General features: G+C 59.5%; 9 protein-coding genes and 4 pseudogenes. 5 read left to right on the top strand and 8 right to left on the bottom strand.

Annotated elements, in window-relative coordinates:
• Positions 1-177: 177 nt before the first annotated feature.
• The 3 genes from CAY82_RS21920 to dusA form a co-directional block, all read right to left on the bottom strand.
• The gene (locus CAY82_RS21920; RefSeq protein WP_087503033.1) at positions 178-2,028 is read right to left on the bottom strand and encodes an alkaline phosphatase D family protein; all 1,851 of its coding nucleotides are present in this window, start codon (positions 2,026-2,028) and stop codon (positions 178-180) included.
• 206 nt (positions 2,029-2,234) lie between these two features.
• Entirely contained in the window at positions 2,235-3,161 is a 927-nt protein-coding gene (gene tal, locus CAY82_RS21915) for a transaldolase (RefSeq protein WP_087503032.1), read from the bottom strand.
• A 313-nt stretch (positions 3,162-3,474) separates the two neighbouring features.
• Entirely contained in the window at positions 3,475-4,485 is a 1,011-nt protein-coding gene (dusA, locus tag CAY82_RS21910) for a tRNA dihydrouridine(20/20a) synthase DusA (protein ID WP_085625536.1), read from the bottom strand.
• 104 nt (positions 4,486-4,589) lie between these two features.
• Between dusA and CAY82_RS27155 the strand changes: the two are divergent.
• Together CAY82_RS27155 and CAY82_RS27150 are read left to right on the top strand one after the other, a co-directional pair.
• Positions 4,590-4,741: pseudogene (locus CAY82_RS27155) on the top strand (site-specific integrase); the annotation flags it as partial.
• Positions 4,739-4,813 (top strand): annotated as a pseudogene (locus CAY82_RS27150) (integrase); the annotation flags it as partial. The pseudogenes CAY82_RS27155 and CAY82_RS27150, both read left to right, overlap by 3 nt.
• Before the next feature lie 189 nt (positions 4,814-5,002).
• Here the strand turns inward: CAY82_RS27150 and CAY82_RS21905 are convergent.
• Both CAY82_RS21905 and CAY82_RS21900 read right to left on the bottom strand, forming a co-directional pair.
• Positions 5,003-5,227, bottom strand: a pseudogene (locus CAY82_RS21905) (AraC family transcriptional regulator); the annotation flags it as partial.
• A gap of 190 nt (positions 5,228-5,417) precedes the next feature.
• Positions 5,418-7,829, bottom strand: coding sequence for a TonB-dependent receptor (locus tag CAY82_RS21900; RefSeq protein WP_087503031.1), 2,412 nt, complete (start codon positions 7,827-7,829; stop codon positions 5,418-5,420).
• Positions 7,830-7,979: 150 nt separating this feature from the next.
• Between CAY82_RS21900 and CAY82_RS21895 the strand changes: the two are divergent.
• Together CAY82_RS21895 and CAY82_RS21890 are read left to right on the top strand one after the other, a co-directional pair.
• Positions 7,980-8,213, top strand: a pseudogene (locus CAY82_RS21895) (sterol desaturase family protein); the annotation flags it as partial.
• A gap of 169 nt (positions 8,214-8,382) precedes the next feature.
• Complete coding sequence (locus tag CAY82_RS21890) at positions 8,383-9,912, top strand: FAD-dependent oxidoreductase (RefSeq protein ID WP_087503030.1); 1,530 nt, start codon at positions 8,383-8,385, stop codon at positions 9,910-9,912.
• An 18-nt stretch (positions 9,913-9,930) separates the two neighbouring features.
• Here the strand turns inward: CAY82_RS21890 and puuE are convergent, their stop codons facing one another.
• A complete protein-coding gene (puuE, locus tag CAY82_RS21885; RefSeq protein WP_087503029.1) occupies positions 9,931-10,824 on the bottom strand; it encodes an allantoinase PuuE in 894 nt (297 codons plus the stop codon).
• Positions 10,824-11,696, bottom strand: coding sequence for a GNAT family N-acetyltransferase (locus tag CAY82_RS21880; RefSeq protein ID WP_087503028.1), 873 nt, complete (start codon positions 11,694-11,696; stop codon positions 10,824-10,826). Before CAY82_RS21880 ends, puuE begins: the two co-directional genes overlap by 1 nt.
• A gap of 297 nt (positions 11,697-11,993) precedes the next feature.
• On the opposite strand from CAY82_RS21880, the gene CAY82_RS21875 reads away from it, so the two are divergent.
• Positions 11,994-12,854, top strand: coding sequence for an OST-HTH/LOTUS domain-containing protein (locus CAY82_RS21875; RefSeq protein WP_087503027.1), 861 nt, complete (start codon positions 11,994-11,996; stop codon positions 12,852-12,854).
• A 246-nt stretch (positions 12,855-13,100) separates the two neighbouring features.
• On the opposite strand, the gene CAY82_RS21870 is transcribed toward CAY82_RS21875, so the two are convergent.
• Positions 13,101-16,589 (bottom strand): hypothetical protein, encoded by a 3,489-nt coding sequence (locus CAY82_RS21870; RefSeq protein WP_087503026.1) that lies wholly within the window; start codon positions 16,587-16,589, stop codon positions 13,101-13,103.
• Positions 16,590-16,671: the final 82 nt, after the last annotated feature.

Below are 16,671 nucleotides of genomic sequence, written 5' to 3'. Positions count from 1 at the left end.
CCAGCTTCTTCATGCGCTACAACCGAATCAGGCTCCACAGCTACAACGACTACCTGTCACCAATAGCTATGGAGCAGCAGGCGGCTTGATCACCGTAACCGGTGTCCGGAAATACTTGACCAGAACAGTTTACCCGCGAAGAGGCCGGCAAGGCCAACACCAGCATTACCTGCCTGATCACCCCCGCCGCGCAAACTCGGTAGCCTCACCCCCACCCGCATCCAGCTGATACACCCGCGCCGGCCGCCCCTGTTCATCGAAGAACACCTGCCCCAACCCCGCCCCATTCCACAACCGCTCGCCTGCCTTGCTATGGCTGGGCGTACGCGGCACTACCTCCATTTCCCGCCGCTTGGTAAACCAGTTGAGCGGTGAACGCGGTGCATACAGCCAGCGGTTGAGCCGGTCGAGCACATCCAGCAGGCGCCGCGGGAACTCGTTCTTGATCCCGCTGCTGGTCACCTGCCACAAATGCGGGCTGCGCTGGCGGTGGCGGATCAGCACTTCATACACGAACGAGTAATGCACATCGCCGGACAGCACCACGTAGTGCCCCGGCGTGCGCGAGTGGCGGAAGATGTTGAGAATGACCTGCGCTGCACCGCGGTGGGCCATCCAGTTCTCGGCATCCACCAGCAGCGGGTAGCCCAGCCAGCTGAACAACTTCTGAACTGTCTCGATCAGCTTCACGCCAAAAATCGGCGCAGGTGAGACGATGATCGCCGATGGGTGGTCCAGCAGGGCCTGCTGCAATTCGCTCAGCGCTTCCCAGTCGAGCAGGCCGGACGGCTTGGCCAGGCTGCTCTCGCTGCGCCAGCGGCGGGTGCGGGTGTCCAGCACCAGCAAGGGCGGGTTGGTGGGCAGGCTGAACTGCCAACCCTGGAAGCGCAGCAGTGCGCCGATCAGCTCATCCTGGGTCTGGCTGTTCAACGCCTGGCATTGCCCGAGCAGCGGCTTGCAGCCTTGCGGGTCGTTACCCCAGGCCTGGCAAAGCAGGTAGCCGAGCAGGGCATTGCCGATGATCCGCCGCGAGAAGGGGTGGCCGTAGGCGGTTTCTTCCCACTGCGCCGAGAGGTTCCAGTCGTCGGTGATGTCGTGATCGTCGAAGATCATCAGGCACGGCAGGTGGGCCATTACCCGTGCTACCTGGCCGAGGTTGCCGGCAAACGCCTGGATCAGCGGCAGCTCCTTCCGGTAACGGGCCTGGCGCGGGGCGGTGAGCCCGTTGGGCATGTCCAGATTCACCAACTGCCAGGGCACTGGTGACCACACCAGCAGGTACATGGCCATGACCTCGGCGAAGGTCACCAGGTGGTTGTCGGCGTTGCTGGACGAGAAGATTGGCTTGCGCTTCCCGCCAAAAAAGCGCTCGCGCAGGGTTTCGTTGCGCTCCTGCGCCGGCAGCAGGTCGGCGCGGTGGTAATAGCAGGCCGGGTGCTGGTATAGCGCCTGGCTGTCGGCTACCACCGCGCCCTCCAGTTGCTCGTCGAACAGGCCCAGGCGTGCAATCAGGGTGTGGATGGCGCGCAGCATCGGGCCGGCGACATCGTCGGCATAGACCTGGTCGCCGGTCATGAGCAGCACGGCGGGGCGGTCTGAGGGTTTTTTGCAGGCCTGCAGCAGGCGGTCGGCGCATAGCAGGCCATCGGCGGCCGGATGATGCGGCTTGCGGCAGGAACCGTGCAGCAGGTGGTCGAGCCGATCGCGCAGTACCAGGCTTGGGTGCCGGGCGCCGGGGTAGAGCAGGTGCGGCGCCCAGTCAGCGATGCCTTGGCCGTTGATGATCAGGTCATAGTCGAGCAGCTGGTTGCAGGGCAGAGGGAGGACGAAGTGGATGTCCAGCAGGTGGATGAAGGCGTGCTGGCCCACCGCGACTACCTGGCAATCGACCTGGGTCTCGCTTGCCGGGAAGATGAATTCGGGTTGTAGCGGTTGCGTGGCGACCAGCCAGATGGCCAGGCGCTGGGGTTCCAGGCGGCGCAGTACCGGGCCGGCGAGTACGAGGGGCAAGGGGATAGGGGAGGTCATCGACAGCTCGGGTGGCTTCTCGGGCCTCTTCGCGGGTAAACCCGCTCCCACAGGTACAGCGCCAACTTCTGGCGTGTGGGGATCCCTGTGGGAGCGGGTTTACCCGCGAAGAGGCCCTGGAATTCAATACACATCTAAGGCCAGGTAAAACAAAACGGGCGGAAAATGCTGAACACTTCCCGCCCGTCAGGCAATCCCGAAATGTATCAGGCCTTTTCAGCCATCAACTTCTCCAGCTTCTCCTGGTCCCGCGCGAACTGGCGAATACCCTCGGCCAGCTTCTCGGTACCCATTGCATCTTCGTTCATGGCCCAGCGGAACTGGCTTTCGTTCAGCTGCTGCTTGGGCTCGCCGGCATTGCCCGGCTTCAACACCTGCGGCAGGTCGCCCTGGTCGTCGCTGAGCTGCTGCAGCAGCTCCGGGCTGATGGTCAGGCGGTCGCAGCCGGCCAGCTGTTCGATCTGGCCGATATTGCGGAAGCTGGCGCCCATGACCACAGTGTTGTAGCCGTTCGCCTTGTAGTAGTTGTAGATGCGTGTGACCGACTGCACGCCCGGGTCTTCGGCGCCTACGTATTCCTTGCCGGTGCTCTTCTTGTACCAGTCGTAGATACGGCCCACGAACGGCGAAATCAGGAACACCCCGGCATCGGCGCAGGCCTGGGCCTGGGCGAAGGAGAACAGCAGGGTCAGGTTGGTCTGGATGCCTTCCTTCTCCAGCTTTTCGGCGGCGCGGATGCCTTCCCAGGTGGAGGCCAGCTTGATCAGCACGCGGTCGCGGCCAACGCCGGCGGCTTCGTACAACTCGATCAGCTTGCGCGCCTTGGCCAGCAGGGCCGGTTCATCGAACGACAGGCGGGCATCCACCTCGGTGGAGATACGCCCCGGAATGACCTTGAGAATGCCCGAACCCACGGCCACCGCGAACTTGTCGCAAGCCAGGTCGACATTACCCTTGGCATCGGCCTTTACCTGCTTGAGCAGCTCGGCGTAACCCGGGATGGCCGCAGCCTTGAGCAGCAGTGACGGGTTGGTGGTGGCATCGACCGGTTTCAGGCGGGTGATGGCGTCCAGGTCCCCGGTGTCGGCGACCACGGTGGTGAACTGCTTGAGTTGTTCCAGCTTGGAGGTCATGGGCGTGCTCTGTCCTGTGCAATGACTCGACATTACCCGAGCCCCGACGGCCACTCAAGGGCCTGCGGGAGTGGGCTTGCCCGCGAAGGGCGGTGCGAAAGGTGAAGATTCGAGTCGCAAGCGGCCCCGAGGTTCCGCATGCAAGAGTCTGAAGCTGTCGCGACCCCTTGTAGGAGCGGCCTTGTGTCGCGAAAGGGCTGCAAAGCAGCCCCAGGGCTTCAGCGCTGATGCACCAATTGCCGGGGCTGCTTCGCAGCCCTTTCGCGACACAAGGCCGCTCCTACACCCGACTGCGTCAGCTACTCGGGCCGGGTTATCGCCCCTGCAACAACTCCACCGCCTGGTCGAACACCGCCAATGGTTCCGCCGCCTTGTGAATATCCGCCGACAGCAGCTGGCGGAAGCGCCGCGCCCCCTTGAACCCTTGGGCCAGCCCCAGAATATGCCGGGTAACGTGGTGCATTGCGCCACCACTTTCCATGTGCGCCACGATATAAGGCCGCAACTGCGCCAGCGCCTCGCTGCGGCTAACCACCGCGGCCTCACTGCCGAACAGTTGCTGGTCCACCTCGGCCAGCAGGTAAGGGTTGTGGTACGCCTCACGCCCCAGCATCACCCCATCGAAGGTTTCAAGGTGTGCCTGGCACTCGGCCAGGGTCTTGATCCCGCCGTTGAGCACGATCTCCAGGTCCGGGAAGTCCGCCTTCAACTGCGCCGCCACGTCATAGCGCAGGGGTGGAATCTCACGGTTCTCCTTCGGCGACAGCCCTTCCAGAATCGCGATGCGCGCGTGCACGGTAAAACTCCGACAGCCTGCCTCGCGCACCTGGCCGACGAAGTCGCACAGCTCGGCGTAGCTGTCGCGGCCGTTGATACCGATGCGGTGCTTCACCGTCACCGGGGTCGACACCGCGTCACGCATGGCTTTCACGCAATCGGCCACCAGCGCCGGGTGGGCCATCAGGCAGGCGCCGATCATGTTGTTCTGCACCCGGTCACTCGGGCAGCCGACGTTGAGGTTGACCTCATCGTAGCCGGCTTCCTCGGCCAGGCGGGCACAGGCGGCCAGGTCGGCCGGCACGCTGCCGCCCAGTTGCAGCGCCAGCGGGTGCTCGGAGACGTCGTGGCGCAGGAAACGGTGGGCGTCGTTGTGCAGCAGGGCACCGGTGGTGACCATTTCGGTGTACAGCAGGGTGTTTTTGGAGAGCAGGCGCAGGAAGAACCGACAGTGACGGTCTGTCCAGTCCATCATCGGTGCAACGCTGAAGCGACGAGACGGCTCAGGGCGCGTGGTTTGTGGCTTTGAGGCTGATTCTAGGGGCATTCTGGTCTACGCTTTTATGTACCATTTTCCGGGGTTTTTGGGCGTTTTTGGTGTGACAATGGTACGAAGTACCACCGCCAATCACGCTTGTACCACCGGAAATCCTGGCAACGATCAGAGCAAGGAAAAAGGCCGATGGGACGGTCAGCTATACCGTCCAGATCCGCCTCAAGAAAAAGGGTGTCCTAGTCTATCAAGAAGCCCAGACGTTCGCCCGAAAGCAGGCAGCTCAGGCCTGGCGAAGCGTCGGGAAACCCGCATTCGGTGGGAGGATCTGGATGAGCACCGACAAGCTGTGAAAGTGCGGGACATGAAAAATCCCGGCCAATAAATAGGTAATGATGTTTGGTGGTATCTGCCAGATGAGGCTCATGGTAAACGGCCTGCTCTGAAAGAGATCTGACTGGCTCAGTACTGCGGCAACAAATCGCCCAAGCACCTACCGCCTCAAGTAAATGATCATCCGTCCATTTGAGTGGAGAGCAGGGCATATCGATTCGACGCACAGCACGGAGATGGCAGGCGAGGCGACCAGTTGATGCGCTGCGCGACGAAGCCTCATCAGTTGCACATACCGTGAAACCGGAACGCCGATGTATGCCGTGAACTGCCGATGAAAGTGAAATGCCGAGAAGTGGGCGATGCGGCTCAGGGCATTCACTGACAGGTCACCATCGAGGTGGCTGCCGACGTAGGCAAGCACGGCTTCGAACCGTTTCGCGTAGGCTGTGGATGGCACCAGCGTTGCCGATATTCGCAGGGGAGGGCAGTAGGGTGAGTACGATCACTGGCGCTTCCGTGCAGGTGGAAAGCGCCAGCGTAACTGCCCCGGCATGATCAGTCGACTGGACGCAGCGGGTAGTTCACCCCGATCAATAATGCGCGCTGGCTACCGCAATGCTTTCGCCAGAAACGTCTGAAGGCCGCCTGGGTCAGAAAGCGTACACCAACGTGGCCGTGGCGCTACGCGGGCTGCCATACCAGCCACGTGAGCCGATCGCCGTGTAGTAGGTCTTGTCAAACACGTTGTCGAGGTTCAGCGAGACGCTGGTTTGCGGCGTGAAGGCATATTGCGCCATGAGGTTGACCACGCTGTAGGCACCCTGGGTGAAGGTCTCGTGGTTGGGGCCTGCGTTTTTCTCGTACTCCGAGCCTTGCCAGCGCACACCACCGCCCACTTTCAGCTGTGGCAATGATTGCAGGCGGTAGCTGGTGAACAGTTTGAGGGTGTCGCGCGGCACTTCGGTGAGCAGGCGGTCGCCATCCGCGTTCTTGCTTACGGCATAGGTGTAGCTGGCCGATACTTGCCAGTCCGGCAGGATCTCGCCCGCCATTTCCATCTCGAAACCGCGGGTCTTGGTGTTGGACTCGGCACGGTAGGCCTGGTTGCCATTCGGCGCCTCGTTGCCGCCGTCCTTCACGGCCAGGTTGTCCTGGTGCACTTCGAACACGCTGAGTGCAGCAGTCAGGCGCTTGTCCCAGAACTCGCTCTTCAGGCCCAGCTCGTAGTTAACGCCCTCCAACGGGTCGAGGTAGCTGCCCGTTGCAGTCTGTTTGTCTTGCGGATTGAAGATGGTGGTGTAGCTGGCATAGGCCGACCAGTTGTCGTCGATGTCGTAAACCAGCCCGACGTAAGGGGTGACGACCCCTGTTTCTTTTTGCGAGGTGCGTTCGGTTTTACCGCTCGCCAGCGTCTCGTGGGTTTCGTCACGTTGCCAGTCGATCACCCGGGCGCCAGTAATCAGCGACAGGTCATCGGTCAGGCTCCAGCGCACCGAAGCCACCAGGCCGTCCTGGGTTTCATCCAGCGCATCCTCCGTCGTCTTGTTGTAGATGGCGTCCGGTATTGGCAACGAGCCATCCCAGTCATGGATGTTGTCGATATCCTGATACGTCCACAGATCGTAGCCGTCGTTGCGGTAGTAGGCCCGGTAGTGGCTGAGCCCGACGTACGCCTGGTGCTCGCGCGACAGCACTTCGAACGGGCCCGAAGCTGACAGGTCGAACGAGGTCTGCCGAGGTTCGCCTGCCCAACGGCCAGTCCAGGTCTGGATGCCGCTGCCATCAGGTTTGACGGTGCCGCTGGCGGCGGTGGCAAATACGTCGTCATAGCTTCGGCGACTGTGCTCAGCATTGAATTTCAGGTGCCAGCCGTTGGCCAGGTCGTGATCCAGAGTAGTGAACAGGGTCTTGGTGCGACGCTTGTGGTAGCTCCAGTCCGAAGCCGAGTTGAACGAGCGGGAAGGGCTGAAGTGACTGCCGTCGGAGTTGAACATCGGGAAGCCGTGGTTACCGGCGCCATCGTTGTCCATTTCCTGATACTCAGCCCCGACGGTCAGCATCGTGCTGTCGGTGATGTCCCATTCCAGCACCCCGTATGCCACCTGCCGTTCCAGGGACTGGCGGTCGACGTAGCTCTGGCTGTCGGTGTTCGAGGCGACCAGGCGCCCACGTACATTGCCGCTTTCCGACAACTTGCCGGACACGTCCAGCTCGGTGCGGTAGGTGTCCCACGAGCCCGCTTTCAGGGTCAGCTTGCGTTGCGTTTCAAACGTCGGCTTCTTGCGAATCAGGTTGACGGTCGCACCGGGGTCACCGGTGCCGGACATCAGCCCCGTGGCCCCGCGTACCACCTCGACACGGTCATACGACACCATGTCGGCAAGGTCATCACGAAAGCCAAAGCTGTCGGGCCGGTTGAGGCCGTCGACCTGGATGGTGCCGACCTCGAAGCCACGTACGTAGATATGGTTGGCGTCGCTGCCAGCCGGCCCCATGCTGTCGACGACCACGCCTGGGGTCTGTTCCAGTACCTGGGCAACATCGTTCAGGTTCTGGTCTTCGATCTGCTGGCGGGTCACCACACTGATCGATTGTGGTGTCTCGCGTGCCGAGAGGCGCAGCCCGGTTGCCGTGTTGGCCGAACCTGTGGTGTAGCTGCCGGTGCCTTCGCTGGTGGCACCCAGCCCCACGCTGGAGACCGTCGTTGCAGCGAGCTCCATCGTGCCATCCTGGCTAGGGCGGGCCAGCATGTAGTGCTTGTCTCCCGCTTGCTGTACCTGCAGGCCACTGCCTTGCAGCAGTTGCGCAAGGCCTTGCTCCAGCTCGTAACTGCCCTGCAGTCCCTCACTGCGCAGGCCAGCGATCTCTTCGTTGCTGACGCTGACAGTCACCCCGCTTGCCGTTGCGAACTGGTTGATTGCGGCCCCCAGTGGCCCCGCCGGGATGCTGTAGTTGACAGGCATGGCCCAGGCATTGGCACTGGCCAGCAGCGAGCCAGAAAGGCTTACTACCAGTGCGGCTTGGCGAATGCTGAAGGCGGGGGGAGAAAAACAGGCGGACATCCATGGGCTCCTTTCGATGGATTATGCGGGCGCCATGACGAGAAGATTATTGATAATGAAAATGATAATGCTTCTTATAAAGGCGTTCAGATATTTGTCTTTCCTCCTGCAGTTGTCAATCGGTGTCTTGTGTTTTCGCGAGCGGGGGCAAGACATAGCCGTGTCTGGCTGTCGTTCGGCCCACAGCTGGAACATGTGTTGAACAGCCCGGCCCAGCACCAGATCCATCACAGTGACGCCCCTCGCCATTTCAACCGGAACTTCGGCACCAACCTGTCCCTCTGGGACTGGATCGTCACGCCCTTTGTCGATACAGGCCGTACGGTCCGAAGCGCCAGCGCAAGGCTGTGCTCGGCGCGTCCGGCAGGGCGGGCCCTTGGCTGATCCCACAGGGGCCTGCTGATTCAATAAGTTATGTGCGGTTTTGTGGGAGCGGGCGTGCCCGCGATGACGCCAGCCCAGGCACTGATTGCGAACGACCTATGAATTGTTGACTTTGCGTGCTCTCAAGAACATTTATGGCTCTGTAGTCATTTGTTTTTGAGGTGAGATCATGGCGGCGCAAACCGACGTTCTCATTGTTGGAGCGGGTCCTACCGGGCTGGCTCTGGCGCTTTGGCTCAACAGGCAAGGCGTCGCCGTAAGGATCGTCGACAAGAGCCGTGGCCCAGGCGAAGCCTCTCGCGCCATGGCTGTTCAAGCCCGAACGCTGGAGCTCTATCGCCAGCTCGATATGGCCGAGGCAGTGATAGATGCCGGCTATAAAACACCTGCCATGAACATGTGGGCCCGAGGCAGCCACAGAGCGCGCATCCCCTTGAAGGATGCCGGCGCAGAGATTTCAGCGTATCCCTTCGTGTTGATCTATCCCCAGGATCGCCATGAGCGATTACTTGTGCAGCAGCTTCATTCACTCGGCGTGGACGTGGAGTGGCAGACCGAGTTGCTGTCCTTCGAAGAGGGTGAAAACCACGTCACCGCCCTCCTGAAACAGGCGGATGGGCGGGAAGGGGCCTTGACTGCGGCTTACCTGGCAGGATGTGATGGCGCACGGTCGCTCGTTCGGCATCAGATTGGCAGCGGTTTCGAGGGCGGCACCTATAAACACCTTTTCTATGTCGCGGATGTCAGAGTAACGGGCATCGAGCCTGCGGGTGAGGCACACATCGCTTTTGACAAGTCCGACTTTGTGCTGCTTCTGTGCTATGGCGAAAAGGACCAATACCGCCTGATTGGCACCGTGCGAGACGAGCGTGCCGAGCATCCTGAGCATCTGACGTTCGCGGACGTTGCCCACGATGCCATCAACGGCTTGAACCTCAAGATTACCGAGGTGAACTGGTTTTCCACCTATCGGGTTCATCATCGTGTCACGGATCATTTCCGCTGTGGCAGAGCGTTTTTGCTCGGCGATGCTGCACATGTCCATAGCCCGGCAGGCGGGCAGGGCATGAACACCGGTATTCTGGACGCGAACAACCTGGCCTGGAAGTTGGCAGCGGTGGTGAAAGGCAAGGCGCCCGATGCATTACTCGACAGCTACCAGATCGAACGCCAGGCATTTGCCCGCAAGCTGGTGGAGACCACCGATAAACTGTTCAGTTTCGTTACCGCTCAGGGCGGGTTCGCGGACTTTGTGCGCACGCGCATCGCGCCGATCTTCGCCAGCGTTGCGTACAAGAGCGGGAACGTACGTGAGTACCTGTTCCGGGTGGTTTCGCAAACCTCCCTTGATTACCGCGACAGTCCGCTGAGTCAAGGTAAGGCAGGTGAGGTTCAGGGCGGCGATCGTCTGCCTTGGCTGCCAGGGGCCATTGCAGACAACTACGATTCACTGACAGCCATTGAGTGGCAGGTGCAGATTTATGGTGAGGTCAAGGCAGATCTGGCCCAATGGTGCACAAAGCACGGCATTGCACTGCATGTTTTCGCCTGGGAGCATGCGTACGAGAAAGCCGGCATTGCCAGAAATGCTACTTATCTGCTGCGGCCGGATACCTATGTCGCGCTGGCTGATCCTGAGGGGGAAGTATCCACATTGAGCCGCTATTTCGAGGAGCGCGACCTTATGCTGCCTGTTTGAGGAATCGGTTGCCATCACTCAGGCGGGGAACTGGGCTATCCAGTGCCTGGCAATCTCTTCGCGCCGGCAGACCCACACCCCGTCGTGGCCTTGCACGTAATCGAGAAAGCGCGCCAGCGCCATTGCACGACCAGGATGGCCACTGATCCGCCCATGCAGGCCCACGCTCATCATCTTCGGGTGGTGCGCGCCCTCCTGCCACAGCAGGTCGAAAGCATCCTTGAGCAGCCGGAAGAAGTCTTCACCGCAGGCGAAACCATTCGGCAGCAGATAGCGGGCGTCGTTGTTGACCAGTGTGTACGGGATCACCAGGTGGGCGGGCGAGCCTGGTAGCCAATAGGGCAGATCATCGTTGTAGGCATCCGAGCTATAGAGAAACCCACCTTCTTCACGCAACAGGCGGCGGGTGTTCTGGCTGATCCTTCCTGTATACCAACCTACGGGGCGTTTACCGCAGGCCTGCTCGATCACCTCGATGGTGAGGCGGATATGGCGTCGCTCCTGGTCTTCAGGCATGTCGCGATAGTCCAGCCAACGGTAGCCATGCCCGGCAATCTCATGCCCGGCAGCGTAGAGCGCATGGCCAATCGCCGGGGTCAGTTCCAGTGCTCGGCCAACGGCGAAGGCGGTCAACGGCAGGCCGCGGGCGCGGAACAGCTCCAGAATGCGCCATACACCTGCGCGCGATCCGTATTCGTACATGCCCTCGACGCTGAGGTCCGTTTCCCCCACGCGCGGCGGGCGGCCCGGTAGCTCATGAAGCCAGGCCTCCGACTGTGCGTCGCCATTGAGGATGCACGACTCCGCGCCCTCTTCGATGTTGAGTACGAACTGGACCGCGACGCGCGCCTCACTGGGCCATCGCGGATGGGGTGGGCAGCCGCCATAACCGATGAGGTCGCGAGCGTACATCAGCCCAGCTCGAAGGTCGTGACGGCGAACACACGTTCGTGTGCGATCGCCGGAGGAGGGCCGAGGTACATGCGTGCGCAGCCGAAAACCTCGATCATGCCCTGTTGGCGTACAAGCGCCATCGCGGCGGGGTTATTCTCCGGGGCATCCAGAAACAGCGGGTAACCTTGCGCAAATTCTGCCAGGCGCGCATAGAGGGCATTGGCTGCCAGGGCGTCATCGGCGAACAAGGGGCCGATCTTGTAGCCTTCCCGGCAGCGCCTTGCTACGCCATAGCCGCTAAGCCTGCCCTCGCGCCGGCAACCCAGGGCGAGTGCATCGGCCTGGGCTATCCACCCGCTCAGGAAGGCTGCGCGCTTGGCGGGGAAGCAGGTGCGGTCGTAATCGACCACCTCATCGAACGGGAAGGAGGCCAAGGGAAGGATGTCCTGGTTGTCTACCTGCAAGGTCGCCGGGCGTTCGGTGGCATTGGCACGAAAACGCAGGTTGCGATGGGAGAAGACAAATCCACCCTTGGCGTAGTAGTCCTGCATCGCGAAGACGCCGTCCATGCCAATGCTCGCGCCTGGGCGCAGGCGGGCGAGGAGTCGCTCGCGGCGTGCGTGCCAGAGGGTATTGCCCAGGCCTTGACCCCGATACTCAGGCCGGACGATGAAAAAACCCATGAAACCGAATTCGCCGTTGTAGGAAGTGATGGCACCGCCACCGATCAATTCGCCGCCCTGGGACGCTGCAATGAAGGCGGCAGGGTCCGTAGCCCAGAACAGCTCGGCATCGTGAACGCCGGGATTCCAGCCCTCATGGGCAGCCCAATCGACGAGTTTTTCCAGTTCGGGACGGGTCATGTTGCGTATGACCAGCTGATTCGACACCGCGAAGTTCCCCCCAGTCGCTAAAAAGGCGTATGGTCCATCGCCAGGCTGAACTCTTTGGGTATAGCTTCAACCTGAGTATTGATCCAGGCCGTTACGACACCTGCAGAACAGGCTCGTCATCATTGAATTGTGCTGAACGCCAGGGGTAGCTGGCGACCGATGCGGGTAATAAAGGTCCTCAACCTATACTGACGCTTGAAGTGCGTCCGTTTTTCGCATTGCAGACCCTTCTTGCAGGGCAGCGGATTGCAGTGAATTGCTCCATCCCTGCCACTTTTGCGTGAGTCGCTAATCATGGATGAAGTCACTACCATGCCCGCGGACGATGTACCTGGCCTTCAAGCTGTGGTGCAGCGCAAGCTCGGACGCTGTCTGTTGCGTTTGCAACAATACGAACAGTTGCTGAAAGTCATAGTCGCGCGTGTTGAGTTGAGCGGCCCTGTGGATCGGCTGCATAACATCCGTCAGCAGAAGATCGCATGTGCCGAGAAAAAAACCATGGGCATGTTGGTCGGGATGCTGATCGACAGCTTTCTGATCCAGTCGCCCCAAAATGAAGAGTCACAGACGGAAGCCGATGCTGGTGACCAGATCGGGTTCAGCTATCGAAACCAGTTGGAAATGCCAGTCGAGCACTATGAGGCAACGAAGGTGGCTATCAGGGCGTTGGTCGACCTGCGTAACAAGCTAGTTCACCACTTCATTGAACATTTCGATCTCTGGTCTGAATCGGGCTGCCAGGCTGCGGACGTTTATCTGGAGGAAAGCTACCAGACCATCAATCGGCATTGTTTGAACCTGCAATGTTGGGCCAAAACCATGGTTGAGGCAGGAGCTAAACTGGCGTCGTTTATACAGAGCCAGACATTTGACGATGTGCTCAACGGCATACGGGTGGATGGCTCGGTCGATTGGCCTGGCAGTGGGATATGTTCCTGTTTACGTGAAGCAGAAGCCAAGCTTGCCGAAGATGGCTGGACTCGACTGGAGGCCGCCATCCGCTGGATTGATGACACCTATCCAGAGCAGAGGTTCAAACGCTACGGTTGCAGTAGCTGGAGGCATGTTCTGCACGAATCACGGCAGTTTGAAATACGAAAGTCCCACGCTGGTAATGAGCGGACTACCGTCTGGTATCGCAGCAAGGTCAGTTGAACGGGCAGCTGGATTGTCACTCTTTTTGTCAACGCGTTGAGGGGTTGCTTCTGGCCGTATGCAGACTCTGGCGAGGGTCTGCTTTGGGGCGAAAGCGGTCACTCGCGAAGGGCAGCTTCCGACCCAAAGCTGCCTTTGCTGGGGGCGGCAAACGGCCAGAAGCTGACATTCAAAAGCGTATACGAGCTAGGGCCGAGTCATCTGCGCAATAAAAAACTGCACAACGCTGGGCTAACGAACGGGCATTTACTCCACAGCAGCAGGTTGTGTGAGATCCCTCTCAAACGCCGAGGGCGGTAGCCACACCTCGATAGTACGCGGTGCGCCTGTCAGCCTCTGGGAAAGCTGCATAAGTTGCCAATGTGAGGCCGGCAGCGGTGTATTTTTCAGAGACTTGGCGCATTTCTTGGCATCATCCCGGTGGTAAATAATCGTCGGCTGTTCATAGGGTTTGGGGGCACTGCGTTTTTGCTGGTAGGCCGTACTCACCACATCCTCAATGGGAGGCACGGAGGCGCCTTTCGCTTGCCAGATACTCCGGAACGCACGGGCTTTGTCACGGTCCTCTGGACCGTATATCTGAATAAAGATGACGTGTTCCGAGCAGACTGTGCTGTCGGCTTGAGTCGAGTCGGTTGGTTCCATAGTCGTGTCATGAGCCTCAATTGTCACGCTATCACCGGGGATGGGGGTAGGTTCCTCTGTTGGTGTTGGTGCTGAGGCATCTTCGATGGCGGCAGCAGGGCTTGGCGGTGGCGTTTCTTCAAGTAACGGGGGGGACGGTGCAATGGGACTTTCAACTAGCGCGCCGGTTTGCGGGATGGCAAGGCTGGGTTTGAGGCTCACGGCTCTGTGCGAGGCCTCCATCTGCTTGCGGACCGCGGTCATTTGCTCCATTAATTTATCGCGTTCGCTGGCGTCACCACTCGCGGGATTGCTAGCGCTGTGCGTTGTTGCTGTATATGTGAGATCCCCCGTGGAGGCTGTCGTGGCAACGCTAATTTCCGGCAGTTCTTGCTCGCCGCAATAAGTACGGGAGTTTTTCGCTTGATCGAGCTTGGTGACGGCTGACTCATCTCTAGCCCAATAGCCGTCGTTCATGCTGCGCGCTGATTCATCGGGTTTTTGCGGGCAAACAAACACAGTGTTCAGGGTATTGCAGGCGGCCAGTTCATCCTTGAGTTGCGTGCACAAGGCATAGGTTTTACGAAGCATATCCAGGGTTTCAGCATTACGTAGAAAAAGCTGGTCTTCATCGTTGGCACGCAGGGTTTGCCAGGCCATCAACAGTTGCGCAGCCATGTCGCCAATGGCCTTTTTCGCCTCGTCGTTCTTAGCTGTGAGCGACAGGCTGCCGTAAGCGGTATACAGGGATTTAAACAACGCATTGGGCGATAGGGTTTCATCCGGACTATCGAGCGCCACCCAGATGCCAGATGCTGACGTGATGATCGCGCCGAGGCCAAGGCTGGCTGCGGCCACGGATTTGCCCACTATGCGCTGGGGCGTGCGTTTGCATTTCAACTCGGGGGATTCCAACCAGTCATTGTTACCAATGGATGCCTCCAGGCCCTCCAGCAAATCGCCTTTCAGCAGGTTGCCCAGATGGTTGCCCAAGGAGAAGTAGCTTTCCCACTGCGCCTCGTCAAAGAACTGGTCGGCCGTGCTTTCCTGGGGAAACACGGGAAAGTCGCGGCTGTAATTGTAAACATCCTCTGCCAATCCGGATACCATATTAGGCTTCACCAACACTAACACGCTGGGGGTGTTGTCATCGGGGTAAATCACCCTTGCCACGGCTAGACAAGCATGGCCTTCACGGGATATCAGGTCATCCAGAGTGCCGAAGATGCCGTCGTGATTTTCCCTCGGTAGAACAAAGCGGATATCCACATCCAGATCAATTCGGGCGCGGCGTATAAGGTTTTCCAGATCCTGGAATTTGTATTCCGGATCGGCGCCACAGTCGGCGAGAATAATTAGTTTGCAGCGCTCCTGAATTAACGCATAGGCGCCAGTGTTTTCCGCGTGCCCGCCATCGCTGAGGTATTGGATCCTGTTACTTTTACCGGCGAAGCTTGCAAACAGTTCGCCCAACAGACCTTTGTATTTACCAAAGTATGTGTCGCTCCAGCTCTGGGTCAACGTGCTGTTGTGCGAGTTCCACCAATAGCCAAGCCGCACCCCAAGGGTAGTGAGCATTGCGGCATAACCTGGTTTGGTCAGTGCGCCCATACCCGGTGAAGCCGCAGCGCCGGAAATAGCCATCCAGGTGCCCAAGGTAGCCAAAGCAGGTTCAGCAACAGGCACCCAGCCCGCTCCTGACACTCGGCAATAGCCCGCGCCTCCGATGATCGACATCAGATCGCCTTGACGATCCACATTGTGCAAACCCTTGCGTTGGTAAGTCTGGTTTACACACACGTTGACGATATGCACAGGACCGCCATACCGGTGAGGCTGGTAGTCTTTGAACAACACATCATCTTTGTCATGCACTTCGGTGACTTTGGAGTTGGCCGTACGCTCCGGATTGGCCGCTCCCAGATAGGCCCTGGTAAGGCGCGAGCGGTAGAAGTTATGCAGCGACGATCTGTTGAGAAAATTTACATTCCGGCCAGATAGCACGATCAACACCGAGCAGATGCTACCAGCCGCCGCTAGCGATATCAGCGCGCCAATGTAATCAAGCTGAGTAATCGGCCCGCCCAGCACCCACACCTGGGTGGTGGCAAACGCGTGAACAATACTGGTCCAGAAAATAAGCAGCACCACCAAGCCAAACCGGCCTGCCATATCGAGAATAAAAGGCATGCGCTGGCGAAAAATGTCGCCGGCAGAGCCGTTTACCTGTTGAAGCATCGGCAGCACAAGACGCAATACCGCAAGAATGGTGGCAAACAATGCGCCCAGAGGAAACAGATGCGCGGGGTCCTGCGCCAGGCGCCACGCCACAATATCCACGCCGCCCAGAACCAGGATGGCGGCCGCAACTTTTACCGCTCGGCTGAGTTGCAGCGTGGCCCGGTGTGAGGAGCGGTCGAGCTTCTTGTTGTCCTTGCAGACTATCGGCACATACCAGTACCAAGCGATGGCCGCAGCGGCCCATATTAATGGCACGGGTAACAGCAGCCATAGCGTTGGCACAAAGGCCATGACTTGCCAGAAGGCCGGATGCCGTATCCAGTCTTCTAGGGGAGCCTGGGTAAATGAAGTGTTTACGCTCCACCACACAACAATATCGAAAGCGCCCAGTGCGCAGGCCAGCACTACGGCGAGAAGCCCCAGTTCCAAATGCACGCCGGCCAGGTTGCGCAGGAACACCACCAAGCCATAAAGCTGATCGCGGCTGCCTTGCGGTGTGAGATAACGGCTATTGGCACGCAACCAGCTTCTGTGATTGGCCGTAGCACCTTTGGCACCCAGTTCGTCCTGTAACGCCTGCGATGAGCCTTTGGCCATGGCCAAACGGCCCACCATCGAGCCGACATAGCCGCCGCCAGATACGGTCGACATTAGGTCGATTTTCCCGAATACACGATTTTCTGCCAGCGCGCTGATCAAGCCGTAGCAGAACGTGGCGCTGCGAATACCGCCGCCGGATAGCGCCAAGCCCCATGGCTTTTTCGAAGTAGGTAGCATGCCTTCTTCTTTTAGCTTTTCGTGCCGTTCATCAATCAGTTGCTGCACGGGGCTGTTGGGTTTTACCTCGTCTTGTTTTTCCTCATTGGCCATGTTCTGCTCTCCATCCTTTGAGTCCGTGCGTTGAAAAACAACACTGAAAGACGTGGCTTTATTCTCTATGGTATCGGTGGTT

Origin of the sequence: Pseudomonas sp. SID14000 (assembly GCF_002165135.1) — a bacterium.
GTDB lineage: Bacteria > Pseudomonadota > Gammaproteobacteria > Pseudomonadales > Pseudomonadaceae > Aquipseudomonas.
This window is presented reverse-complemented; position numbering and strand designations above follow the sequence as displayed.